13 protein-coding genes and 1 tRNA gene are annotated in these 25,588 nt (G+C 60.2%); 11 read left to right on the top strand and 3 right to left on the bottom strand.

The window, feature by feature from the left end:
• The 7 genes from gluQRS to JNN07_07650 all read left to right on the top strand — a co-directional run bounded on the left by gluQRS (window position 1) and on the right by JNN07_07650 (window position 14,466).
• The gene (gluQRS, locus tag JNN07_07680) at window positions 1–846 is read left to right on the top strand and encodes a tRNA glutamyl-Q(34) synthetase GluQRS (protein ID MBL9167606.1); all 846 of its coding nucleotides are present in this window, start codon (window positions 1–3) and stop codon (window positions 844–846) included.
• Window positions 847–1,272: 426 nt separating this feature from the next.
• The gene (locus tag JNN07_07675; GenBank protein ID MBL9167605.1) at window positions 1,273–3,300 is read left to right on the top strand and encodes a dehydrogenase E1 component subunit alpha/beta; all 2,028 of its coding nucleotides are present in this window, start codon (window positions 1,273–1,275) and stop codon (window positions 3,298–3,300) included.
• A 17-nt stretch (window positions 3,301–3,317) separates the two neighbouring features.
• On the top strand, window positions 3,318–4,541 hold the full coding sequence (locus JNN07_07670) for a 2-oxo acid dehydrogenase subunit E2 (protein MBL9167604.1): 1,224 nt from the start codon (window positions 3,318–3,320) through the stop codon (window positions 4,539–4,541).
• Window positions 4,542–5,042: 501 nt separating this feature from the next.
• The gene (locus JNN07_07665; GenBank protein ID MBL9167603.1) at window positions 5,043–12,323 is read left to right on the top strand and encodes a lamin tail domain-containing protein; all 7,281 of its coding nucleotides are present in this window, start codon (window positions 5,043–5,045) and stop codon (window positions 12,321–12,323) included.
• Between the two features lie 199 nt (window positions 12,324–12,522).
• Window positions 12,523–12,690: a hypothetical protein gene (locus JNN07_07660; protein ID MBL9167602.1), complete on the top strand. Its 168-nt coding sequence runs from the start codon at window positions 12,523–12,525 to the stop codon at window positions 12,688–12,690.
• 379 nt (window positions 12,691–13,069) lie between these two features.
• The gene (locus JNN07_07655; GenBank protein ID MBL9167601.1) at window positions 13,070–14,107 is read left to right on the top strand and encodes a hypothetical protein; all 1,038 of its coding nucleotides are present in this window, start codon (window positions 13,070–13,072) and stop codon (window positions 14,105–14,107) included.
• Window positions 14,108–14,390: 283 nt separating this feature from the next.
• Window positions 14,391–14,466, top strand: a tRNA-Arg gene (locus tag JNN07_07650).
• A gap of 3 nt (window positions 14,467–14,469) precedes the next feature.
• Here the strand turns inward: JNN07_07650 and JNN07_07645 are convergent.
• Window positions 14,470–15,270, bottom strand: coding sequence for a GIY-YIG nuclease family protein (locus JNN07_07645; GenBank protein ID MBL9167600.1), 801 nt, complete (start codon window positions 15,268–15,270; stop codon window positions 14,470–14,472).
• 78 nt (window positions 15,271–15,348) lie between these two features.
• On the opposite strand from JNN07_07645, the gene JNN07_07640 reads away from it, so the two are divergent.
• Window positions 15,349–16,305, top strand: coding sequence for a hypothetical protein (locus JNN07_07640; protein ID MBL9167599.1), 957 nt, complete (start codon window positions 15,349–15,351; stop codon window positions 16,303–16,305).
• Window positions 16,306–16,569: 264 nt separating this feature from the next.
• Here the strand turns inward: JNN07_07640 and JNN07_07635 are convergent, their stop codons facing one another.
• Both JNN07_07635 and JNN07_07630 read right to left on the bottom strand, forming a co-directional pair.
• Window positions 16,570–17,862 (bottom strand): aminopeptidase P N-terminal domain-containing protein, encoded by a 1,293-nt coding sequence (locus JNN07_07635; GenBank protein ID MBL9167598.1) that lies wholly within the window; start codon window positions 17,860–17,862, stop codon window positions 16,570–16,572.
• A 554-nt stretch (window positions 17,863–18,416) separates the two neighbouring features.
• Complete coding sequence (locus JNN07_07630) at window positions 18,417–19,349, bottom strand: hypothetical protein (protein ID MBL9167597.1); 933 nt, start codon at window positions 19,347–19,349, stop codon at window positions 18,417–18,419.
• Window positions 19,350–19,738: 389 nt separating this feature from the next.
• Here JNN07_07630 and JNN07_07625 point away from each other — a divergent pair, with 389 nt between their 5' ends.
• From JNN07_07625 to JNN07_07615, 3 genes are all read left to right on the top strand, one after another.
• Window positions 19,739–20,491 carry a sigma-70 family RNA polymerase sigma factor gene (locus JNN07_07625; protein ID MBL9167596.1) on the top strand — a complete coding sequence of 251 codons (753 nt, stop codon included), beginning with the start codon at window positions 19,739–19,741 and terminating at the stop codon, window positions 20,489–20,491.
• Between the two features lie 49 nt (window positions 20,492–20,540).
• Window positions 20,541–24,002 carry a protein kinase gene (locus tag JNN07_07620; protein ID MBL9167595.1) on the top strand — a complete coding sequence of 1,154 codons (3,462 nt, stop codon included), beginning with the start codon at window positions 20,541–20,543 and terminating at the stop codon, window positions 24,000–24,002.
• A 376-nt stretch (window positions 24,003–24,378) separates the two neighbouring features.
• Window positions 24,379–25,588: hypothetical protein (locus tag JNN07_07615; protein MBL9167594.1), on the top strand; the 1,210-nt coding region annotated here is incomplete at its 3' end.

The following is a 25,588-nucleotide window of genomic DNA, read 5'->3' as shown; positions in this document are numbered from 1 at the left end:
ATGAGCGTCGGAACGAACTATCGCGGTCGGTTGGCTCCCTCGCCGACGGGCTACCTCCATTTGGGCCACGCCCGAACCTTCGCCACCGCTCAAGAACGCGCCCGAATGCAGGGAGGCACGCTCATCCTGCGGAGCGAGGATTTGGATCGATCGCGGGTACGACCCGAGTTCTGCCAAGCCATGCTCGAGGACCTGCGCTGGGCTGGGTTCGAGTGGACCGAAGGACCGGATGTCGGTGGTCCTTACGCTCCCTATGTCCAAAGCGAGCGGTTGGATCGCTACCGAAGCGCGCTCCGAGCGCTTCAGCGCACAGGTGCCGTCTACCCGTGCTCCTGCACCCGAAAAGACATCCTCAACGCCCTTGCGGCACCGCACGCGGGAGAGGAGGAGCCACTCTATCCGGGAATCTGCCGTCCGAGATCGTCGGGGGTCGCCATCGACCAGACCCGACGCTCCCAGTCCAAGCACGCGTGGCGATTTCAAGTTACCGAAGGCGAACGGATCGATTTCATCGATGGACATTTCGGTCCGCAGTCGTTCGTCGCCGGGAAGGACTTCGGTGACTTCGTCGTTTGGCGAAATGATGACTTACCCGCCTATCAGCTGGCGGTGGTAGCCGATGACGCAGCCATGGGAATTACGGAGGTGGTGCGCGGAGCCGACCTTCTTTTATCAACCGCGCGGCAAATCCTTCTGTATCGCGCCTTGGGCTTGGCGATCCCCGCGTTTTACCACTGCCCTCTCGTCCTCGACGAGAATGGCGAACGCTTGGCGAAGCGACATGATGCCCTGAGCCTTCGAACGCTGCGGGCGGAGGGGAAAAGACTACCGGTCGATTGGGTGTGAATTAGAGCGGATGAGGCCCAGGCTGAAATCGACGAAGAACACACCACGATGATGCGGGCCTTCAGCCCTGGGCGTGTGTGGGGTGAGGGCACCTGGGGTTGCCACCCCAGGCTGGAATAGTACTGGACCTGCGGCCCGTGGACTACAACACCACGGATGCATCCCCTAGGCATTTAGCCAGTCGATGCTTGGTTGGGGTTGATATTGGATCGATGACTGCTCGCCCCACAGCACCAACGGTGCGCTTCATCCCAGCCTGGGGTGACAACCCCAGGTAACAACCCCTTCCCGTCCAGGGCTGAAGGCCCGACATACGGCCCCCGGGTCCTTCGCAACCTGACCACCTGCCTCGCCCACTTCCTCTCCCGCACCCCCCTCCCCTAAACAAGCTTGTCCCTCCAGGAACCCGACCGGTAGAGTCGTTCCGTGAACACCAGTTCGTCGAAGAAGCCATCCCGGGAACAACTCTCTGTTTCCATCGATCTCTACCGTCGGATGCAGCTTATCCGGCTCTGCGAGGAGCGGTTGGCCAAGGCTCATCAACAAGGATTGGTCCACGGAGCCTGCCACACGTACGTAGGACAGGAAGCCATCGCCGCCGGCGTTTGCAGTCAACTCGAGGCGCGCGACATGATTTTCTCCACCCACCGTGGCCATGGACACGCACTGGCCAAAGGATTGGAACCGGGACAGCTCTTCGCCGAACTCTACGGGAGAGAAACCGGTTGTTCCCGGGGACGCGGTGGCAGCATGCATCTGTTCGCGCCCGAGGTGGGCATGATGGGCACCAGCGGGATTGTCGGTCCTTGCATTCTCCAAGCGACCGGTGCCGGATACAGCTTCAAGCTTCTCAAAACCAAGCATGTCGCAGTCGCTTTCTTTGGCGATGGTGCCGTCAACAACGGCGCTTTCCACGAAGGACTGAATCTCGCCAGCATCTGGAAACTCCCGGTGCTGTTCGTCTGCGAGAACAATCGCTTTGCCACCGAGGTTCACTTCGCCTATGCCGCCGCCAATCCAAGCGTGGCCAGCCGCGGTGCGTCCTACAACATGCCCGCACAGGCCGTCGACGGAAATGACGCGCTGGCAGTCATGGAAGCCGCGAAGGAAGCCGTCAACCGAGCCCGCTCCGGAGGAGGCCCCACATTGCTCGAATGCAATACCTACCGCACTCGACCTCACTCCGAGGGCATGGGCGATTTTACCTATCGAACTCGAGAGGAAGTCGAGGAATGGAAATCGAAGTGTCCTATCAAGCGGCTCCGGACCCATCTCTTGGAGAACCAACTCGCGACCGAGGCTGATTTAGAAAAGATCGACCAGGAGATCGCCCGACAAGCAGAGGCGGCTCATCAGTTTGCCGAAAAGAGCCCCGAGCCCAGCCGGGAGTCGGCGGCGCTGCATATCTTCGCTGACACCACTTCACAACCAGGAACCGACCAGGCTTCCGGATCTCCCGTGGCCCCTAGCACGACAGGTCGGCAACTCACGTTCATGAAGGCAACGCTCGAGGCCTTAACGGAACGGTTCTCTCAGGATCCCACAATTTTCGTGTTGGGCGAAGGCATCGGGAAACGGGGTGGCAACTTCGCCACCACCACCGGACTCTACGACATCTATGGACCCGAGCGACTGTGCGACACTCCCATCTGCGAGCGGGGGTTCGTCGGTTTGGCGTGCGGCGCAGCCATGAGCGGAACTCGACCCGTCGTTGATTTTATGTTCGCCGACTTCGTGCTCGATGCCGTCGGCGAGATCATCAACCAGATCGCCAAGATTCAGTACATGAGCAGCGGACGAATTAAGATGCCGGTGCTCTTGCGCGGCTGCATCGGCATTGGCCACTCCGCGGCGACCCATCACTCGGGCAGCTACTACTCAATGTATGCCAACTTCCCCGGCTTACGCGTGGTGGTCCCTTCCTCCCCCCACGACGCCAAAGGCTTGCTCAAGACCGCTCTCACTTGCAACGATCCGGTCCTGTTCTTGGAGCATCGCGAGCTGATGAGCATCAAAGGTCCGGTTCCCGAAGGAGATTACGCGATCGAGTTTGGCCAGGCCTCCATCGTGAGGTCCGGCCGGCATGTCACCGTCGTCGCTCTGGCGCTGATGGTGCACAAGACGTTGCAAGCGTGCGAGACCCTGGAAAAGGAAGGCATCTCCGTCGAATTGATCGACCCGCGGACCGTGGCTCCCCTGGATACCGAGACCATCCTTCAGTCGGTGAGCAAGACGGGACGACTGCTCATTGTGGACGAGGCCTTCTCTCCTTGCGGGGTAGGCGCCGAAATCGCCGCGCAGCTCGCGGATCGCGGGTTTGATGAGTTGGATGCCCCGATCCGACGCTTGAATGGCATTCACACTCCTACCCCCTACAGTCCTGCGCTGGAAAGCGCCGTGGTTCCCGACGTCAATGCCATCGCCCAAGCCATCCGCGATTTGGTCAACGAGTAGCTACCTGCTCTAATCTCATGCCTATCTCGATTCAGATTCCGCGGTTGGGTTGGTCCATGGAAGAGGGTATTTTCACGGGCTGGCTCAAGAAGGAGGGCGACGCCGTTAAGTCCGGGGAGCCGCTGTTCACCCTCGAAGGCGAGAAGGCAGCACAAGACATCGAGGCTACCGAGAACGGGATCCTTCATATCCCTGCGGACAGCCCCAAGGCGGGAACAACCGTCAAGGTGGGTCAGGTCATTGGGCAACTCCTCCAGGGCAACGAATCCCCGACCGCGGTCAGCGTTCCAAGCGCACCGTCGCAATCCACCGCCACCAACGGCCGAACGGACGCCACAAGGGAACCGAGTGCACCGATGGAGGATCGAAAACAGTCGCCGACCGCAGCAGGTTCGCAGCCGATCCAAGGCAGCGCTTCAACTCAGACATTTCCGGTCAGCCCCCGAGCCCGTCGTCGTGCGGCCGAGTTGGGCGTCGATACGCGTCCACTCCAAGGCAAAGGTCCGACGGGAAGAGTCACCGAGGCCGACGTGGTGCGCGCCGCCGGGAACCAGCCCAAACGCGTCTCGACGCTGTCGACCATGCGACGCACCATCGCCGAGCGAACCGCTGCGAGCTTCTCATCCATTCCCCACTTTTACCTCCGTTGCGAGATCGACGTGACCGCGCTCTCCGAGCTGCGACAGGACCTCCTGCCCAAGATTGAAACGGAGACCGGGGTCCGGTTGAGTCTAACCGACCTAATCATCCGAGCTCAGTCGCGCGCCCTGGCAGCTTACCCCACCGCCAACGCCGTCTGGATCGACGATGACATCGTCCAACTAACGTCGGCCGATGTCGGGTTAGCCGTGGCGCTGTCGGAGGGGATCACGATTCCGATCCTGCGGTCGCCGGGCACGGGCTCGATTTCCGATCTAGTTCGCCAACGTGCCTCGAGCATTGCCTCAGCCCGAGCGAATCAGCTCACCCTCGTCCAACTCCAAGGGAGCGCCACGTCGCTTTCCAATCTCGGAACGACCCGGGTCGATGAGTTCGCTGCAGTAATCCCTCCCGGAAACAGCACCATTCTAGCGATTGGCCGGGCGACGCTCCGTCCGTATGTTGTGAACGGCAAACTGGAAGCGCGGAACACCCTCAAGCTCTGCCTCTCCATCGATCACCGAGTGTTGGACGGCACCCCCGCCGCCGAGTTCTTGGGCCTCATCTGCGACTTTCTGGAGAACCCGAGCAAGCTGGTGTAAGCGGTTGGCGGTCGCTGGAGCCCTCCATGTGGAGTGCGGCGGCACGACCTCTTCTTTACCTCCAAAGGTGCGGACTAAACGAATTGGAGGGGATCCTCACTGGTTGGGTGAGCTCCTGAGCCCGAAACCGAGAACCCGCAGGGTTCAAAGAGATTAGCCGGGGTGTGGAGCGCAGCAACACCCCCGGTCCGTCGGCCCCCCATTAAACAGCACCCTGTAAGGCGTGCCACCAGTCGGCGAAGAGACTGACGAACGGATTAGGTTAATTGAGTCGGGTGACGCAAGTCTCCGAAGTCGGTGGCATCGCTGCGCGATGCTCCGTACGTTCAACAGTTCCGGGGGTGCGAGCACCCCCGGCTAGATCTCTGTGAACCCTGCGGGTTCGGGCCCTGCCGGCAAAGTCACAACGTCGGCAAACCCAGAATTCGTAGTTCAGAATCCAAAATCCAAAATCGGAATGCATTGAGTTCTCAGGAACTTCTGCTAAATTCTCTTCGCTCCATGAAATTCAAGCCGTTCATTCTCCTAGTCGCTTTGTGCCTGGGCCTGATTGCTATCCTCCCCACCTCCACCGCCCAAGCCGCCTTCGCTCCCACCGAGGTAGGCAAGGTGGTCAACGGAGTTCAGGATGACTTCACCGGGTCGACGCTGCGCACCAATTGGCTGGTGCGCGGCCGCAACGTCTTTTCTGTCAGCGACGGGATGCTCCACGTGGGCTCAGCCACCGGCGATCCCAACCACCTTCTTTACGAGCGTGTCACCTATCACAACACCATCCAGGAGGTGCTCGCCCGAATTCGAGTGACTCGGTTCGACAGCGGTGACGGCCCACGCGCAGGGATTGCCACCTCTGTCAGCGTCGGCAGCAGCCAGGGAATCAACCTTCATTTTCGGGATGAACCGGCGCCCGGAGACCGTCACGTTGAGTTCCTCGACGACACCCGAGCCTGGGCTTCGGAGTTCCCTATCCCCTGGCAAAACGATGCCTGGTACTGGCTCCGACTCCGCCACGAACCGAACGCAGCCTCCCTCGGCGGCACCAACGACATCTTTGGCAAGATCTGGAAGGCGGACGGAACCGAGCCCGAACCGGCCAACTGGCAGCTGACTGCCAACTACACTCCCATGCGCAGCGCTCGGGCCGGGTTCGCCGGCATCAGCGCGGGCAGCCTCGGATCAACCTCCGAGTTCGACGTGGATTATATTTTGATCAAAGCATCCGGGCTTCCCAGCATTACGGTGTCCCCGGCGATCTTCATCGAGTTGCCGGTCGCGATCACCCGTCAGCCACAACCATTGACCGTCACGGAAGGCAGTCCCCTGCTCCTGGCATTCGGATGGACAGGTAATCCAACCCCGAACTTCCAATGGTTCCGCAACGGGGTTCCCGTTCCCGATGCCACCAACGCGAGCTTCTCCGTACCGGCTGCCCGGCTGACCGATGCTGGCACGTTCTCGGTTCAGCTCCAGAACGTCGTGACCAACATCCCTCATTCCGCCACGAGCGAAAGCGCAGCGGTGCAGGTCTTGCCCGACACCCTTCCCCCCTCCCTCCGAGACCTCCGCTCCTTAAGCGCCGACCAGCTGCTCGTGCGATTCTCGGAACGCGTGCTCCCTAGTTCAGCATCCGATCCGACTCGCTATGCCATCGAGAGCACCGGCAACCCGGTGCGAATCGATTCAGCCAGTCTCGATTCTTCGGGAAGCAATGTCGTGCTGCGGGTCCAATCTCTGGTCGAAGGCGCGACGTATCGGTTGCTCGTTAACGGAATTCGGGACACTTCTGTTGCCGCGAATACCATTCTTCCCTCGACCGCCCAACAGTTCACGGTGTCCTTCTACGAGCCCGCCGCAGTTGGCGAGGCTCAACCGATCGGAGGATCCGTGGCCGTTCCCGGCGGCATCAACATCACCGGCGGCGGACTGGACATTGGAGGAGGATCGGACCAATTCCAGTTTAGCCACCAAATCCGAACGGGTGATTTCGACGTGCAGGTGCGCGTCGAATCCCTCACTCCTACCGATGTCTGGTCGGAGGCAGGCCTGCTGGCTCGCGAAACGCTGGCTCCCGGAAGCCGTTTCGCGGGAACCCTCGCGACGCCTTCCATCAGCGGCGCCTACTTTCAATATCGAGCCACCAACAACGGAGTCGCCGGGACCCTGGGCTCGTTCCCCGTGAATTATCCCAAAACCTGGCTCAGACTAAAACGAGAGGGAAATGCGTTCACCGGTTTCGCTGGCTGGGACGGCCAGCACTGGAGGACTCTGGGCAGAACCAACCTCTCTCTGCCACAGAGCCTCTACCTGGGCTTCGCTGCTTCGAGTCATCGCACGAATCAGACCACCACGGCGGCTTTCCGCGATTTTTCTAACGTGACGAGCGCGAGCACCGCACCTCTCACGTCCTCTGTGGAACCGCTCGGCCAAAGTAGCCGTCGCACCAGCCTGGTGATCTCCGAGATTATGTACCATCCGGCGGACCGAGCCGATGGTCGCAATCTCGAGTTTGTAGAACTCTTCAACGCGCATGACATCCCGCAGGATATCAGCGGCTGGCGGTTGGACGGGGCGGCGGACTACGTCTTTCCGATTGGAACCATTCTGGCACCAGGGACTTTTTTGGTCGTGGCGGCTTCGCCTGCCGACCTCTCCGCTGTCACCGGTTTGAATGGAGTCTTAGGGCCTTTCTCCAATACGAATGCCCTCCCTAACTCCGAAGGTGTTATCCAACTTCGAAATCAGATGGGAGCCGTCTTCCTGGAAGCCCATTACAGCTCGGAGTCGCCCTGGCCGGTGGCCGCCGATGGTGCCGGCCATTCGCTCGTGCTCGCCCGCCCCTCCTACGGTGAACGCGAGGTCGAAGCCTGGGCCGCCAGTGATCAAGTGGGCGGCTCCCCCGGAAGCCAGGAATCCGTCACCGTCGATCCCCTGGATCACGTCGTGATCAATGAGTATCTGGCGAATCCGGGACCAGACCGCACGGACTTCGTTGAGCTCTACAATCACAGCTCGGTGGCGGTGGACATCTCCGGCTGCCTGCTCAGCGATGCCGCCCACACCAATAAATTCAAAGTGCCCTTTCCAACAGTCCTGCCACCGCGAGGATTTGTCGCTTTCCATCAAGCAAGTTTGGGGTTCGCCCTCAGCTCCGCGGGCGAAACGCTCTACTTGCGCAATCCCTCCGGAACCCGGGTGCTGGATGCGGTCCGCTTCGAAGCGCAGGCCCACGGAGTATCGTCCGGACGCCAACCCGACGGAGCTCCGCGGTTCACTGAACTCGCCTTCCCGACTCCCGCTGAAAACAACACCCCCCCCTATCCGCGTAGCGTGGTCATCAACGAGATCATGTACCACCCCATCTCGGGTGAGAACGACGACCAATATGTGGAACTCTACAATCTCGGCTCCAACACCGTAAGCCTGGCCGAATGGCAGCTGTCCGGTGGGATTCGCTACACGTTTCCTGCCGAAGCCTCGGTAGCACCCAACAGCTATGTCGTGGTGACGCGAAGCATCGAGCGTATGCTCGCTCGGTATCCCGCCCTCAGCAGCAATCAGGTCTATGGCGATTTCCAGGGTAGCCTCTCCCGACGCGGCGAGCGCATCGCCCTGAGCATGGCTCTGCCCCTTTTCTCCACCAACAATGCCGTGGTGACGACTCAGATGGGACAGGTGCTGGTGGATGAAGTCAGCTATCGAGATGGCGGACACTGGGGACAATGGTCCGACGGGGGTGGCAGCAGCTTGGAGTTGAAGGATCCTCGCAGTGACAACCGGCTGGCGGCCAATTGGGCTGATAGCGATGAAACCAAAAAGGCACCCTGGACCTCGGTGGAAGTGCGGGGCGTGCTGGACAACGGGACCTCCTCGGCGGATCGGTTTCATACCTTGCTCCAAGGACGGGGAGAATGTCTCATCGACAATGTGGAGGTGCGCACTGTAGCCGGTGTCAACGTCCTGACCAACTCAACCTTCGAAACGAGTGCGGCCGGTTGGACCGCCGAGGGCACCCAATCAGCCTCTTCCTGGGAACCGACCGAAGGATTCAACAGCAGCGGGTCTTACCACGTCCGTGCGGTGGATCGCGGCGACAACCAAGTGAATCGGATTCGGGCTCGCATCGCTCCCACGCAGCTCCCCAATCGTACCAACACCATTCTCGCCAAGGTGCGCTGGCTGCGCGGGCATCCGGAGATTTTGTTTCGGCTGAGCGGCAATTGGCTGGAGGCCGCCGTGCGCATGGATCTGCCCACGAACCTGGGCACGCCCGGCGCCCGGAACAGCCAGACGGTGGCGAACTCGGGCCCAGCCATCAGCGAGGTCACCCACAACCCGCCTGTTCCTGCGGCAGGCGAATCGGTGGTCGTGACCGCGCGAGTTCACGATCCGGATGACGTCACTGCCGTGGAACTCCGCTACCGGATCGACCCGAGCACGAATATCGTGAGCATTCCCATGACCGACGATGGCAGCGGAGGCGACTCGGTGGCGGGGGACGGCCTTTACGCCGCGACCCTGCCCGGGCAACCGCTCAACGCCCTCATCGCCTTTCATGTGTGGACCACGGACGACGCCCTACCCCGCGCCTCCGCCACCTTCCCGCCGGATGCCCCGAAGCACGAGGGCCTGGTTCGTTTCGGAGAAACTCTGCCGCCGGGAAATCTCCCTTCCTATCGATTCTGGATGACGCGGGCGGCTTTCACAGCCTGGGATACACGAAACAACCTGAACAACACCCTTAACGATGTGACCTTCGTCTTAGGGAACCACCGGGTCATCTACAACGCCGGGGCGACCTACGCCGGCAGCCCGTACATCGGGCCGAGTTTCGATACGCCGACGGGAAGACTGTGCGGCTACACCGTAGAGTTTCCCAGCGATCAGCCTTTCCTGGGAGACACCGCGCTGGTTCTGGATTGGCCGGGCGGACATGGCAACGAAACCACCGGCATCCAGGAGCAGATGGCTTACTGGATCGCTCAACGGATGAACCTGGCCTACAGCCATCGCTACTTCATTCGTCTGACCGTCAACGGCGTTACCGACATGCAGCGAGGCGGTGTATTTGAGGCTGCGCTGCAGCCGGCCGCCGAGTTTCTCGAGCAATGGTCGCCCGGAGATAGCGAGGGCGACTTCTTCAAAATTGACCGCGCCTTCGAATTCGACGATGGCGGCAACCGGGTCGCCGATCCCGAGCCCCAGCTGCGGATTTATCGGACTCCCGACCTCGTCAATGGCGGGTTCAAAAAGAAGACCGAGACCTATCGCTGGTATTGGATGAAGCGATCCTTCGAGAGCGCCAACGATTACACCAATCTGTTCGTTGCCGCCGATATCCTGAACGCGACCGGCCCGGAACCCTACACCTCCCAAACCGAGGCACTGATCGATGTGGATCAATGGATGGGGATCTTCGCGGTAGAGCATATCATCAACAATTTCGACAGCTGGGGTCATGACATCGGGAAGAACATGTACATGTTCAAGCCGCAGAACGGTCGCTGGCAGATCTACATGTTCGACCTCGACTGGCTGATGCTGGTCGCCGCCGGCAGTTATCCCCCACAGAGCGGACCTCTCTTCATCGCCGACGATCCGACCGTCACCCGAATGTATGGGCATCCACCGTTCCGCCGTGCCTACCTGCGAGCCGTCCAGACCGCCGTCGACGCCGCCTTTGATCCCTCCCAGTACGAACCGGTGATGGATGCGAAATACGCTTCATTGGTCGCCAACGGAGTCAACCGTGTCGACGGTCAGCCGCTGGACAACCCCGCCGCGCTCAAAACCTGGTTTAGGCAGCGCCGGACCTTCCTGGTCTCCCAGCTAAGTCCGGCAGCTGCTTCGTTCGCCATCCTCAATAACGGGGGCCGGGACTTTACCACCAATGGCGCCTTCGCCACCCTGGTAGGCACCGCTCCCTTGAGCGTTCGCGGCATCCGGGTCGATGGAGTCGATGCACCCATCCGGTGGACGACCTTAACGAACTGGTCCATCCGGGTGCCCTTGGCTCCTGGCACCAATCAGCTGAGTTTGGCGGCTTATGACCTGGCGGGTCAGGCGCTGCCCCAGCTAAGCGACAGCATTAAGGTTGTGTCCAGCGCCGCGCTGCAATCGGCCGTCGGCTCCGTGGTGATCAACGAGATCATGTATCATCCGGCTCGCGCCAACGCGGAGTATGTGGAGATCTACAATCGCTCGGCGACCAGCGCGTTCGCCATCGGCGGATGGCGGCTGGATGGGATCGACTTCACCTTCCCGGAGGGCACCGTGCTCGACAAGAACAGCTTCGTGGTGGTGGCGAAGAATCGGGATGACTTTGCGCGAACCTACGGCGGGGCGATCGCCTTGGCGGGGCTGTTCACCGGCGAATTCGATCGAACCGGAGGGACCCTGGCCTTGGTGGCACCGGGAGACTCCCCAAGCCAGGATGTGGTGATCGATCAAGTCACCTATGAGAGCACCGCCCCCTGGCCTCTGCAAGCGAGTGGGACCGGCCGCTCGATCCAACTCGTGGATGCCAGCCGCGACAACTCGCGAGTCGCCAATTGGTCCGACGGCTCAGCCTTGGTGCCGGCTCGCCTCCCGACACCCGGGACCACCAACTCCGTCGCCCGTGCCTTGCCGGAATTTCCGACCATCTGGCTCAACGAAGTGCAGCCGCATAACGTCGCGGGGCGCCGGGACGATGCCGGGGACAACGATCCCTGGCTGGAGCTCTACAACAGCGGCAGCTCCGCGATCAGCCTGAAGGGGTGGCACCTGACCGACAGCTACACAGATCTCACGCGCTGGGCATTTCCGACCAACACGATCCTCAACCCGGGGCAATTCCTGATCGTGTGGCTGGATGCCGAACCCGAGGAATCGACCCCATCGTCACCTCACGCCAGCTTCCGCCCTTCTCCCGAGTCCGGCTCCCTCGCCCTGGTATTTCCGCTGCAGGGTCAACCGGCGGTGCTCGACTATCTAAACTATCAAGGCATCCGGGCGGATGCGTCCATTGGATACCATCCGGACGGCCAGACCGGCCCTCGGCGCTCGTTCTTCTTCCCCACGCCGGGCAGCGCGAACAATCCGAGCGTGTCGGCCTTACCGATCTTCATCAACGAGTGGATGGCCGCCAACACCTCCTTTTTAGCCGATCCGGCCGACGGTTTGTATGACGACTGGCTGGAGCTCTACAATCCCAACGACGTGCTCGTGGATCTGTCGAGCTACGCGTTATCCGACCGTCCGATCCTGGTGGATCCCCGGTATAACCTGCCCGCCGGGACGACGATTCCGGCCAAAGGATTCCTGCTCGTGTGGGCCGACAGCAACCCCGGCCAGAATACCGTGAACGGCCTGGATCGACATACCGGTTTCCGAATCAACCAAGAAGGCGAAGGCATCTGGCTGTTCGCACCGGATGGTAGTGTGGTGGACACGGTGCAATTCGGCTTGCAGTCGGACAATATCAGCGAGGGGCGCTGGCCCGATGGCGGTTCGGATCGCTTCTTCATGACCCGGCCCACCCCGCGTGCCGCCAATGTGATATCCGACACCCCTCCGGTGGCGCCGCGCATTTTGAGCGCCGGCGTTACGGCGCAGGGCACCTTCCAAATCAGCTGGAGCGCCGAGGTTGGGAAGCAGTATCGCGTGCAGTACCGCGACGCCTTGGCGGGCGGATCATGGATCGATCTCCCGACGGTCCAAGCCACGGAGACAACGGCCTCAACACTGTTGCCCGTGGAACAGCAACCACAACGATTCTATCGCGTTCTCCGACTGCTGCCGTAAGGGGTAGGTCGTAGGTGGTAGGTGGTAGGTGGTGGTGCTAGGTGTCGGGTGGCACTTGGGTCATCATCACTCATAACTCATCACTTCTGTTGTGCCGGGCGGCCAAGGGCCTCGTGTCGCGACCCCAGCGGGGTCGTAGAAAATAGCCGGGGGTGCGAGCACCCCCGGAACCGCAAAAAACACCAAGCATCGCGCAGCGATGCCACCGTCCCTACGGATCACGGAAGCCCTCTACCGCTTTTCGGCACGCCAGCCTTTTCCAACCGACCCACCTACCCTCTGGCCTCTTCCCACTAACAACCTCCCTTCGATCCGTGTGATCCGCGTGATCCGTGGGCAACAACTCGGTTCGGATTTCGATGGCTGAAGCCAAGGTCTGCTCACCGTCTGCCTTAGCGCAGGGCTTCGGCTTTAGCTGTTTCCACAAGGAGAACATCGAACCCAGTGTCGACTTTATAGGGTTGAATCTTTTGAGATTCGGGGAATGTTAGGACCAGTGACGAGCGAGGCCGCCCCGTAGTCGACCCGAGTCCCAACGGGACTCCTCGCCACTCCATTTTTTTCTGGACCCATTGCACCCATTAATTGCTACAGACACGGTCGCACATCGCTGGCGGCTTTTCGATGTCGGCCGTTCGAAGCGATGTTGTCGATGCACTACGACCATTCGGTTGGCCTCACCAAATTCCAACTCGCACACCACTCCCCGCCCGAGTCGGTCAGTTCTGGCGTTCTCCGTTAGACTGATGAGAACGAGCCTTTTCCTCCTTTCATTGCTGTTGGTGGTATCCTCAGCCCCTCTTTGTGCCGAGGAACCGCAGAAATGGGGCGAATCTGGCGCTTACACTAAATGGCTTCGCTATGCGTATGAAACCCGCGTCAAATATGAGTTCGTCAAATTCCTTCCAACGATTGAACAGTTTCCCAAGTTGCTCGAACTGGCCCGGCTTACGGATGCTACGCCAAAGCTCATTCACGATCGACAGATAGCCGTCAGCCAGCTGCGGACGATCTCCCGCTGCAACTTCGAGAAGTATCTGTACGCCAACTCCGATTTCGAGGCGGAGCATCGTGCCGCGATTGAGAAATGGCAGCGTTGGTGGGACGTTTACGGTAAGGATTACGCGGAGCGCTTTCGGCACGTTGGCAAAACGTATCCCAAAGCGTGGGCACGACTTCCCGGAACCCTACGCCTCAAATGTCCCACATACCCTCTCCTCCTGCCCGAATCCTGGTCGACAACTTTGAGCTTTCGATCCGGAGACTATTGGGGTGTTACAACAGAGGAGATCCGATTTTCGGTGTCGAAGAGTCGATCACAACTCACACGGAAGTATTCGCACGGAATGCCCGGAAGCTCGGGGTGGAAGCACGAAGAGTGGAAAAATCTAACATACGATGAAGCACAGCAGTTCCTGGCGATGATCATCTATGCAGTCGACAATCCGTGGTTGTTCGCGAATGAGTCGATCGTCAAAGGTCGATCCAAAGATGAGATCGGCTCGATACGCGGCCGCCCGAGACAGTGGTCAAACTATTGGCCGCACGTCAGCTGGACTGGAATTCTGGACGCATCCGGCAACATCGTCGTCAATGACGACGTCCGGAATTGGCACAGCAGCGACTACGATCGATACAATAAAACCAATTTCGACAGCTCAACCGGCGTCGCCTATCGCGTGCTATTGAAAGCGTTTCCCGACCCGAGCTGGCGTCCATCCCGCAGCCGATGGATTGCGGCCGCCGCTCCAAAAGGCGAAGAACCGAGCGAAGCACCCGAATGAGAAATGTCTTCTCCGCGGCTTTGACGTTTTAAAACTCGGGCCCCTCCCCATCGACACCCTCCCTTCGATCCGTGTGCTCCGCGTGATCCGCGGGCAAAACCTCGGTTCGGGTTGCAGGAGCCGCTCGTCCCCATCCCCCACCCTCTCTGCGATCTTCCCGTCTCTGCGGCTTAAATTCGGTCGGTCCCGCTCTCAGCCTAGGCCCACTTCCCCGGAATCGGCTTGCAGTGTCAGGCACACCCGGCAATATCACCCCTCGCCGGACGGACCGGTGCGACAGGTTGCTTCCATAGCTCAAATGGATAGAGCAGCGGTTTCCTAAACCGTTGATCCAGGTTCAATTCCTGGTGGGAGCACCAACCTTAAGCCACCGATGTTTCGGACTGACCTGAAACACGACCTCCTCCCGGTTTCCACTCGGCCAAAAACTCCAGATCGGCCTCGACCGCCGCGCGCTCAAAGGGTGCCAGGCGATCCAAGGCACCCAACTGCCGCTGAATCCAACTACACAACGGAGCAAGGTCACCAACCTTGAGTGGTAAAAGGTTCTCCACGATCAATGGAAGAGCGCCTCCACACGGGATACTAGCCTCCGGCGGCACCATTCCGTGGAACCAACCGACCGGCAACGCCGAAATGTCCAGCCCCGGATGACTTGCCCACCACAACAGCCGAGCGAGTGGCAAACGAAGTCCAGCGGTTCTCCTGACCTCGGATCCCGGCATCTCCCAGCCCACGTCCGGGGTTTCACGCAGTCCCAGCCAGAGCTCCCCTTCCCCATATCGCCAGGCGAGCGACGGCCGCGGACCCGCCCACGTTCCGGCCCGATTGAACCGTGGCTTCAACTCACGCAGAAGCGCAGCCTCCCGCGCCAAGGCCGCCTGCTCCGATTCTTGAATCTCCCAGTCGACCTGAACCACCAACCCGAGCATCCGCAGCTGACGCTTGGGCAATCGATCGGGGTTCGCCACGCGATAGCTGTTCAACCGCTTGCGCAGGCTCTTGGCTTTCCCCACATAGACAACGGTCCCAGACGCATCCCGCATGAAGTAAACGCCCGGGGCCGACGGGAGGTTCAGGAAAAAGTCTCGGCCCAGCCGCTCCACCAAGGGACGGCTGTCCGGAAAGAGAAGTCGCTGCGCCGACGCCACGCTTGGATTCAAACGAGAACCACGACCGAATGCCAGACCATCTCAAGAAAATTGAAACTTCCTTGCCCCGACTCGAGTCCTTGTTGAGACATGAGAACAATACTCGCCCTCTGCACCCTGACTCTAGGACTCTCCCTCACCACCCAGGCCGGCCCCATCGTGAAGGGGTCCGTCCCTCCCGACGCCGGATGGGTCGCTCATCTGGACCTGGATCGGCTCCAAAACTCCAAATTGGGCGCTGCCCTAATCAAATCTTTCATCGAACCTAAGGCGCTCGAAATGTCGGATGCGCTGAGCAGCTCCTTCGGAATCGACCTCGATTGGCGGAAGATCCACGCGATCACGGCCTACGGAAAGCAACTCGCCAAGAACCCGGAAAAGGATGCCGTCTTTTTGGTGCAGTCGGACCTCCCGCTCCAGGCGACCATCGATCAGCTGACGGCTGCTTTGAAGGGCAACGGTGCGGGTGCCAAAGGACTGTCCTTCACGCGAAGTCAGATCGATGGCTTCGAGCTGCTCGCCCTCAACCAAGACGCCTACCTGTCGCTAGCCACCACCAATCTGCTCGTGTTGAGGAAGACGAAGGAAGCCGTGACCCGTGCCCTCAGCCAATTGAAAAATCTGACGGCTCCGGGCGCGAAGACATCCTTGATGGATGAAACGTCGGGCACTGACCTTCCCCTCGCGTGGGTGGCAGCGAGTGGCGCTCTCGCCGATGGGTTAGAACTACCTCCACAGGCACAGGTCCTGAAGAAAACCGACGGACTGCGACTGAGCGTCAGCGAAGTGACCGAAGACCTACTGGCCAAGCTGACATTCAAAACCAAGACGGTGGAGGTCGTGGAGCAGCTTCAGCAGGCGCTGCAGGGTATCTTGGCTCTCGCCACCCTCGGAACCTCCGAGGACAAGCGAGCGCAGCAGTTGCTCAAAGGAATCCGGGTGGAGCGCAAGGATCAGGATGTCGAGGTCGGGTTCCGCCTCCCGTTGGCTGAGGTTTCCAAGTGGATGGAGCCCAAGGCCAAGAAACAACGCGCCGCCCGGCAGTGACGTGGTCCGTCGGAGGAACGGATGGGTCTCACACAGGGAGCACAGTGGTCACAGAGGGAAGCCCGAAGTGACCGCCAAAAAGGATGTGGTGGCCCGCGGATCACACAGACCACACGGATTAAAACGGGACGGCGGAGTCCTCAGCGGTTGGTCCCTTCCGTGTGGTCCGCGTGGTCCGTGGGCAACACCTTCCTCGGGCAGCGGGTTTCCTCGTTGTGGCTTTGTGCCTTCGTGTGAGGTATCCGGTTGCCCCTCCGAACGCTCCTACCGCGCCCGTTTCATGAGGGCCTCGATGTCTTTCACCTCGATGGGAATATCCGCCATGAGATCTTCGTTACCTCCGTGGCGAACCACGATGTCGTTTTCGAGGCGAACCGCGAAGCCCTCCTCGCGAATGTAGATACCCGGCTCGACGGTCATCACCCAACCCTCTTGCATCGGCTCGGTGGTGAACCCGACATCATGAACATCCAACCCCAGGGGATGCCCGACGCCATGCATGAAATATTTTTTGTAGGCCGGCCGATCCGGATCCTGCTTCCGAATGTCCGCCTTGCTGATCAACTTCAGTCCCAAGAGTTCTTCCTGCATCATCAATTCAGCATCCTTCTGCCACTCGATCGGGAGCTTACCCGGAGCGGCCAGCTCGCTCACCCCGCGCATGACCCGGAGAACTGCGTTGTAGACATCCTTTTGCCGACGGGTGAAACGGCCGCTCACCGGGATCGTGCGTGTCATGTCGGACTGGTAGTTTCCGTAGCTGGCGCCAACATCGATCAGGAGCAGCTCTCCCTTTTGACAGACTTGATCGTTGTCCAGGTAATGCAGGACGCAGGCGTTCATGCCGCTCCCGATGATCGGAGTATAAGCAAAGCCTCCCCCACCCCGGATGAATTCGTGCGCGAACTCCGCCTCGACTTCCATCTCATTGACACCGGGCTCCACAAAGCGCAGGACCCGCCGGAACCCGCGCTCGGTCAGCCGACAAGCCTGGCGCATCATCTCGATTTCCGCCGGCGATTTGACCACCCGGAGTTGATGCATCAACCGAGCCAGCCGCTGATAGGAATGCAGGGGAAACCGCTGCTGTAGGTCCCGGATGAACCGAGCATCCCTGGTCTCCACCTCAATCACCGCGCGCTTGTGCTCGTTGGAGTTGAGATACACGTGCTCGCACTCGCACATCAGCCGACGCAACATCATCGGAAACTCCGACAGCCAATGGACATTTTTGATTCCAGTCCGTTCGCGCGCCTGCTGCTTGGTGAGCTTGTGTCCTTCCCAGATGGCAATGTGATCATTCGTCTCGCGAAGGAAAAGAAGCTCACGGTGCTTGGGATCGATCGCGCCCGGGTAAAGCAAGAGGATACTCTCCTCTTGGTCCACCCCCGTCAGGTAGAATAAATCCGCATTCTGCCAAAGTCGCAGGCTGCCATCCGCGTTGGTGGGCAGGATGTCGTTGGCGTTCACGATGGCCAACGAGTTCGGGAGCATCATCTGAGCTAGCCGGAGCCGGTTGCCCACGAACAGTTCCGACGGAATCGCATGATATCGCATAGTTCTTCAATAAAACACAGACGGGAGACAAGGACGTTAGACGCGCCCGATGCCTTGTCTTAACCGGAAGAGGCTTCAGGGGCAATGGAGAAGAGGGTGAGCCGGGATAGGAAGGGGCCAGAGTTTTAAACCGCAATGGACGCGATGGACGCGATGGGACAACCAGAAGGAAGGAAAAACCAGGACTCTTCTTTCTCCTCGGACATAGCGTCCTTTGCGTCCATCGCGGTTCAATAAATCGGCCGTCCCTTGGCCATGTCCTCCCGATGGGCCGGCACCGCCCAAACTACAATTGTAGCGTCGTCCGTCCCTGGACGATTCGCCAGCCCGAGCGCGGCGGGTCCCGATGGTCTCACGCCAATCTCATTGAACCAGGCCCGAGGGACTGAGAACTGAACCGCTGTGGACGGGAAGGCCGCAGAGCGGAAATCCGATTCCCTTGTTCGCCCCCCTGCATCCGTTTGATTCTTTTGTCCTTTTGCGTTTTTTGCGGCTAATGAGGGAGCCCCTGCGGACAAGCCTCGTTTGTTTAGGTTAACAGATCTTTTCATATTTCAGCGGTCGACCCATTCTTTGTTCGACCCTTCGATACGGAGGAGGCCGGTAATCTCCTGTCCGTCGCGAAGGACGATGTAAGCATCAGCCCCCGCCACGCTGTCCCAGCGCAGCCTCGCCTTTCCCTGGGCCACCGTGATCCCCGAAGCCAGCGATCGGATCCCCTGCGGTCCCACCGCCACCACGGAATATTGATGCTTTCCCGTTCCATCATCCGAGATCACGCGTGGTGCATTTGGCACCCCCATGGCGGTCGCAACCACCCTTCCGCCCCAGATCTGAAGTGTCTCTTCGGCATACGGGAGCCCGCCGCCGCCATAGCCGCCACCGCCCAACGACATCATCCCCTGCCCGATCAGGGCATCGGTCAAAGGTTCGGGATGGTGGGGCCGGAACGTTTGAAAGCGCAGCCGGCCGGGGTGATTACCCCCCGTCAACAGGTCAGGCGCCATTTCCGTGGGCTCCAGGCTTTCTCCTTGAATGATGGACATCTGCCGCCAGGCACCCTGAACCCAAATATTCCAGGAGATATGGCCCGGAGTCCGACGTAGGGATCCATTGGTTTCCAAGGCATGAAATCGATCATCAAACGGATCATCGATCTCTCCTTTGATCAACCGGCTGCGCACCCAAAGCCCACCGGGCCCATCGCCCAAGGATCGGGCATAGATTCCGCGAGGAATCTGCTGAGCCTCATACCCCCGCTCCCATTCCTGGCCGGTGTCCGACACAATCAGTTCCCTCCGCACCACCAGCCGATCGACATCGATCTCCTTCTTGAGCCGAGCATTCTCCTGCTCGAGCAGTTCAACTCGTCGCCTCAAACTGTCGAGGTCACGCTTCAGGTTATCAAGGGCGTCATCAGCGCGTGCCCCAGTGACACCGCCAATGAGGCAGACGGCTACTACACACGCATTCCATGGACTACGCATAGTTCCTGCCTTTGATCGAGGTTGTTGGTTGGTGGATGTTCGCTGGACAATCCAAGTTCGAGCCCAGCGGAACCTAGGCTGGTTGTTGGCCGATTGTCACCTCGAATTCGTTAAACTGACAAAGGAGGATAGGTTGCCCCCGAACCACCGCACACACGCGAAAGGAGACCAACTTCTGAAAGACTCCGAAGACCAACACCACTCCCAGCGTTGCTTGGGGGAGCTGTTAGGGCTCTGCAACTCCTTTTAGTTTCGCGTGTTTAGCGTGTTTCGCGGGCCATTCATTTTCCTGTTTAAGTTAAAGGGCGCGGCAGTATCCTGGAGGAGGCTTGCTGGAGAGTGTCGAAGGCACTCGCCAGCCCGAATGCAGCCAGCGGTTTAGCACAACTATGGCCACCGACCCTTTCAACTTCGTCACGACTCGCTGGAGCCTGGTGCTCTTGGCTGGCGAGGGATCGGAGCTGGCCATGGGAAAGCTGGCCGAGTCCTATCGAATTCCCCTGCATACCTATATCACGGCCTTAGGCTACGCGCAGGAAGCCGACGATCTCGTCCAGGATTTCTTCGCCAGTAAGTTCCTTAAGGAGGGTTTCCTCCACAACACCCAAAAGGGAGACCGAAAGTTTCGGACCTTCCTGAAGGCGTGCGTCCGCCACTTCATTATCGACACCAAAGATCCCTGCCGACGGCGCCGAGCCCCAGGTGATCGACCCGGCGATCTGAGCCTCGAAATCGAAACCGACGACGGTACCTTCACGCAACAGTTTGCCGCCAGGGAGGTGGCAGCAGATCTGGCTTGGGACCAGGCCTGGGCCAGAGAACTCCTGCAGCGAGCCCGGGAAAAGCTCGAAGGCGAATGCGAACGCGCGAGCAAAGTGGAGCTGCTCCATCAGTTCTATCGCGTGCTGGACGAAGAACCCGATGCCCCGTCGCGAAGGGATGTGGCTCAAGCCTGCCAGATGACCGAGGGAGCGGTCGGAGTCGCCTTCTATCGCATGCGGGAAAGGCTCAAAGCGCTCCTGGTGGATGAGATTCGTGAGACAGTTACGAATCCTAACGACTGGATGGAAGAGCAACGTCATCTCGTGTCGGTGTTCTCCGTCCCGTATCATCGGAGCGACCTCCCGGATCCCCTCCGCTGAGATGCCTACGCCCATCCAAAATTCTCCGCGCTGTTCCAGATGCGGCAGCATGCTCGAGCACGGAGGCTGCGTGCGATGTCTGCTCGCCGAAGCGGGCCAGATTGCCCCCATCGGTCGCCGGCCCCTGTGGGAGGAGTCCGACGAGATCGACCACTGTCTCCAGATCATGGACGATTTTGCGCTCATTCGGCCGCTCGGCAAGGGCGGCATGGGTGAAGTCTTTCTGGCCCGACAACTGACCACGGGACGACTGGTTGCCATTAAACGACTGGCTCCTCAGGTCGATCGTGCCCGGGTGGATCGCGAAGCTGCGGCGCTGGCTGCGTTGAATCACCCGAACATCGTGGGAATTGTCCAACGCGGCGAACACCAGGGATGTGCCTACCTGGCCATGGACTATATCGAAGGAGACAACCTGGCCGAAAGGATGGCCTCCGCTCCCCTCCCCATGACGGAGATCATCCGAGCGCTCCGCTCAGTGGCGCGGGCTTTGGCCTATGCACATGGAAAGGGAGTGTTGCACCGTGATCTTAAGCCACAGAACATTCTCATCGATCCGAATGGCGACCCCCACCTAACGGACTTCGGAGTGGCACACCTCGACAACCAGCCCACTCTCACCGAGACGAATGCGATCATCGGCACTCCGAGTTACTCGGCCCCAGAGCAGCTTGATCCGCAGCTCGGCCCGGTCTCGCAGCGCACGGACATCTACGGACTCGGTGCCACACTCTATCATCTCCTCACTGGGAACCCTCCGTTCCGGGGGGAGACTTTGCAACAGATCTGCCACCAGATCATCACCGTCGATCCCATTTCGCTTCAGCGGTTGAATCCGTCGATCCCGCTCGATTTGGAGGTCATCTGTCTCGCCTGCCTGGAGAAATCGCCAACCCGACGCTATCAATCCGCCGGCGAGGTCGCCGACGAGCTCGATCGCTGGCTGGAGAACCGCCCCATCCTCCGTCGTCCAGCCGGCGCTCGTGAACGACTGCAGCGCTGGTCGTATCGACATCCGGCGCTGGCTGGGTTGTCGGCTGTGACCGCCTTGCTGACTCTGTTAGGCATCAGCGGAATCCTCTGGCAATGGACGATCGCGCATGAAGCAAACCGAAAGCTGGAAAGGGAGATCTCCCGCGCGCGACGCGAGCTCGCGGAACAGCATTTTCGATCCGGAGATACTCCCGAAGCATTGCGAACCCTCTCCCGACACCTCCGAGACCAGCCCGGTGATCCATCGGCGGCGAGCCGCCTCTGGGGTGCCGTGGCGCGACGGGGATGGGCCCTGCCCCACTCGGCGGTTCAAATCCCCGATCTCATTGCCGCCGGGCTGCTCCATCCGAACGACGTCGAACTCGTCCTCCTTACCGCCAAGACGGTCACCTCTCCCAGCTTCGATCTCCAAATTTACCAGGGGCACTCCGGTGCTCGCACATTCGGACCCAGCGCCGTGGGCGGACAAAACGGAAGCTGGGGCTTCTCACCGAATGGAGACGCATTCGTAACCCTTTTCGAGAACCGCCTTCAGATCTGGGAGACGAAAGCCTGGTCGTCTCTGAGCCTCACACCTCCACCTGCTCCGACACTCCTGGATTTCGCCTGGCACCCCACCCAACCCCTGTTCTTTTGGGGGGAAGGGTCTAACGTTCTCACGGCGCAGCTAGAGAACCTGGCCGTCAAAGAGCACCACTCCCTACGCCGCTTTTCCGCTCCCACCAACCTGACCTCACTATCGCTGTCGCTCGATGGAAACATTCTCGCGATCGGCGATGCCCGGGGCTCGGTTCGAACGTGGGACACTCGATCCATGGAACTTAGCCTCCAGCTAAATACGGGAGACAGCCCAGTGCGCGCGGTTGCCATCCTGCTCTCGCCCCCACGTGTGCTGGCAACGTTCACTCGTCCTGCCTCCCTCCCTCGTCCTTCCCGTCGAAACATTGAGAAAATCACCGGGATGTGGGAATGGCCGTCCGGACGTCCTCTGGCCTTCTTCACCAATAGCAGCTTGGGTCACGCCAGCTCGGCTACCAACTACGTGATCCTGTCAGCCGGTTCAGACGTTCACCTGATTGAGACGACCCGAGGTGATCGACTCAAGGCCTGGACGAACGCCGTGTCACCGGGGTTTAACTCAGACGGGCACTACCTGGGATTGGTTGAGGACCACACGCGCTTCACTTGGATCAACGTGGAAACACTCGGGCCGTGCGGCGACCCCATCCGCCATCCCTGGCCGCTGGAACTGCCGTCGTTCTCGCTCAAATCTGGAAAGGCGCTGATTCCGACGAGCCGGGGAGACGCAACCGTTTGGAACTCGCCTCAAACCAACACGCTGCCCTCGCGTATCGGGAGCAATGTCGTGCGGTTTGCCAGCCATCCCCAGGAGCCCTGGATCCTGGTGGCCGAAGGTCGCCTCCTCCGCTGGATCCAACCGCCTGATCGAGAGAGGGCCTCCGCCTCCCTCAACGGCTCATCGTTGTCACTGGCCATCGCCCCTCATGGAAACTGGGTCGCGGCGGGCGGGAGCAGGGGGCGATTCAGCTTACTCCACGGAGATTCCTTGCGTCTGTCGTGGGAACGAACCGTCGATACCAACGGCATCCAAACACTCGCGTTTAGCCCAGACGGCACTCGCCTCGCTGGTGGAACCCATTCCGGAATGTTTTATCAATGGTCAGCCCTCGGCACGAATCCCACGCTGGTTTCGTTGGATCTGAGCCAGGGGGCTCCCCAAACCTACGGACGCCACGACGTGCATGCCATCCGTTACCACCCCCGTTTGTCAAAAATAGCGGTGGCCTGCGGCAATGGCCTCGTCTATCTACTGGAATCAGGAACGACGAACGTGATTCATCGTCTCCCGCACGATGACGTTCCCGTCTTTGATGTGCGCTTCAGTCCGGATGGACAACGGTTCGCCATCGCATCCTTCCGAGGTTACGCTCAAGTGTATGAGACGGAGTCGGGCCGTCCTCTCGGGTCGAGACTGGCACACGACGGTGCCGTGATGTCCGTGGATTTTAGCCCGGACGGGACGCGGCTGTTGACTGCTTCGGACGACGAACGGGCTCGCGTCTGGGACCTCACGACAGGACACGTGCTCTCCGTAGCAAAAGGCCACCGGAAAACGGTCTTTAAAGCGCTGTTCTCGCCCGCGGGGGATCAGTTCCTAACCACATCGGCCGACGGTTCCGCTCGGATCTGGGAGACAACCAGCGGCTTACCGTTGGACGAACCTCTCCCCCACGCTTCACCGGCCAACTCCTTTATCGCTTGGCTAAGCCCCCGTTCCATCGCTGTACTGGCGCCTGGAAATCCTGTGCTGCTCTACCCGCTACCTGAATTCCAAGGGCCGGCACCTGCTTGGTTTATGACGGTGGCGGATTCGCTTTCGGGATTGGCTTCCCGCCGATCCAGTGCTGAGGAACTGCTCAAACTTAAGGCTGAACTCAGGGAAATCACCAATCCAGGCCCGTGGGAAGCATGGGGCCAGTCCCTATTGGCTCCCTAGCAGCGCATGCCGGACGAATCCTGACGTCCCCAACAACCCCGAGTGTAGGAGCCCGCCCGAACTATGGAGTGCTGGAGCCCTCTACAGCTTTAGCACCCCCCGGAGGGGGATCCCAGCTCCGCTGGGAAAGGCAAAGCGGTAGAGGTCTACCGCACTCCATATCTTCCGCCATCGCCTGTAACGTTTGGAAGGCAGCCTCGTGTACGGAGTGTGTCCCCGATTGGGACAGGGCAAAATCATCGCTCCCAGCGGCGGGAGTATGACCAAAGCGCGACGAAAGCATGAACCAAAAGCGAGATCGGCGACCAACCGCTGGCGGGATTAGCCTTGTTCGCGGCAGGAAAAATCGATAGGGTATAAGATAGCAATCACGTTTATGTTCTCGCCTCATCCTTGCGTTACGGGAGTCGACGGCTCGCAGCAGTCATGCGTTCCTCATTCAGCCACGCCGCCCTCGTGCCGGTCCCATCTCGGACCCCGTCCCAAGCGAACTTGGATCTTGGCGCTGGTGATCCTGCTCGCCTGCGCCATGCAGATGCAGTCGGCAGACCAGGCATTCACGATCGGCCTCAACCAAGTCGTTGCGGACGGCATACCCGCGACGGGCGCAGGTCGCATCGAGAACCCGGGGGACACCGACACCTACACATTCACAGGTACTGCGGGCCAGCGGCTTTACTTCGACGAGCGTAGCGGTGCCGGCTGCGATGCGAAGCTGAAGTGGCGCTTAACGGATCCGGATGGGGTTCAACTCTTCAACCAAACCTTCGCCTCGCTCGACCAATGCGGTTCGGGTCCGGACGCTGGAATCCACACGCTCGCGAAGTCTGGTACCTACCGCATCCAAGTCAGCGCGCTCACAGGGGTGACCGACACCTATTCGTTTCAGGTTCATCTCGCCACCCCCCAACAGTTCTCCCTAAACCTCGGCCAGACAGTGACCAACGGATTTCCCTCTCCGGGCGCTGGAAACATCGAAACCCCCGGCGCGACGGATGTCTATACCTTCACCGCGAGCGCTGGTCAGAAAGTTTACTTCGACGAAATGACCGGGGTCGGCTGCAGCCCATTCCTGCGTTGGCGCCTGATCAACCCGCAAGGCGGGCAGGTGTTCGACCAGGTCTTCGCGGCCGTCGATCAGTGCGGATCGGGGCCCGACGTCGGCATCGTCACGCTCACGAACGCCGGCTCGTATTCGCTCACTGTCTACGGCGTTCAGGACTTCATCACGCCGTATGCCTTCCAAATCGTGCCCATCGTTCCCCAGCAGTTCGCGCTCAACCTCGGCCAAACCGTGACCAACGGGTTTCCCGCCGCCGGCGCCGGCAACATCGAATCCCCCGGAGCCACCGACACCTACACCTTCACCGCAACCGCCGGTCAGACTGTCTACTTCGACGAAATGACCGGGTTCGGCTGCAACCCATTCCTGCGTTGGCGCCTGGTCAACCCGCAAGGCGGGCAGGTGTTCGACCAGGTCTTCGCGGCCGTCGATCAGTGTGGATCGGGGCCCGACGTCGGCATCGTCACGCTCACGAACGCCGGCACCTATTCACTCACTGTCTACGGGATCCTGGACTTCACGA

The sequence above is a fragment of the Verrucomicrobiales bacterium genome, from assembly GCA_016793885.1.
GTDB lineage: Bacteria > Verrucomicrobiota > Verrucomicrobiia > Limisphaerales > UBA11320 > UBA11320.
The sequence above is the reverse complement of the archived record's forward strand: the minus strand, read 5'-3'. Positions and strand labels throughout refer to the sequence as shown.

Excerpts from the sequence above, each read along its gene's own strand:
- gluQRS (MBL9167606.1), top strand. The coding sequence starts at position 1 with ATGAGCGTCGGAACGAACTATCGCGGTCGGTTGGCTCCCTCGCCGACG.
- JNN07_07670 (MBL9167604.1), top strand. The coding sequence starts at position 3,318 with ATGCCTATCTCGATTCAGATTCCGCGGTTGGGTTGGTCCATGGAAGAG.
- JNN07_07665 (MBL9167603.1), top strand. The coding sequence starts at position 5,043 with ATGAAATTCAAGCCGTTCATTCTCCTAGTCGCTTTGTGCCTGGGCCTG.
- JNN07_07660 (MBL9167602.1), top strand. The coding sequence starts at position 12,523 with ATGCCACCGTCCCTACGGATCACGGAAGCCCTCTACCGCTTTTCGGCA.
- JNN07_07655 (MBL9167601.1), top strand. The coding sequence starts at position 13,070 with ATGAGAACGAGCCTTTTCCTCCTTTCATTGCTGTTGGTGGTATCCTCA.
- JNN07_07640 (MBL9167599.1), top strand. The coding sequence starts at position 15,349 with ATGAGAACAATACTCGCCCTCTGCACCCTGACTCTAGGACTCTCCCTC.
- JNN07_07635 (MBL9167598.1), bottom strand. The coding sequence starts at position 17,862 with ATGCGATATCATGCGATTCCGTCGGAACTGTTCGTGGGCAACCGGCTC.
- JNN07_07630 (MBL9167597.1), bottom strand. The coding sequence starts at position 19,349 with ATGCGTAGTCCATGGAATGCGTGTGTAGTAGCCGTCTGCCTCATTGGC.
- JNN07_07625 (MBL9167596.1), top strand. The coding sequence starts at position 19,739 with ATGGCCACCGACCCTTTCAACTTCGTCACGACTCGCTGGAGCCTGGTG.
- JNN07_07620 (MBL9167595.1), top strand. The coding sequence starts at position 20,541 with ATGCTCGAGCACGGAGGCTGCGTGCGATGTCTGCTCGCCGAAGCGGGC.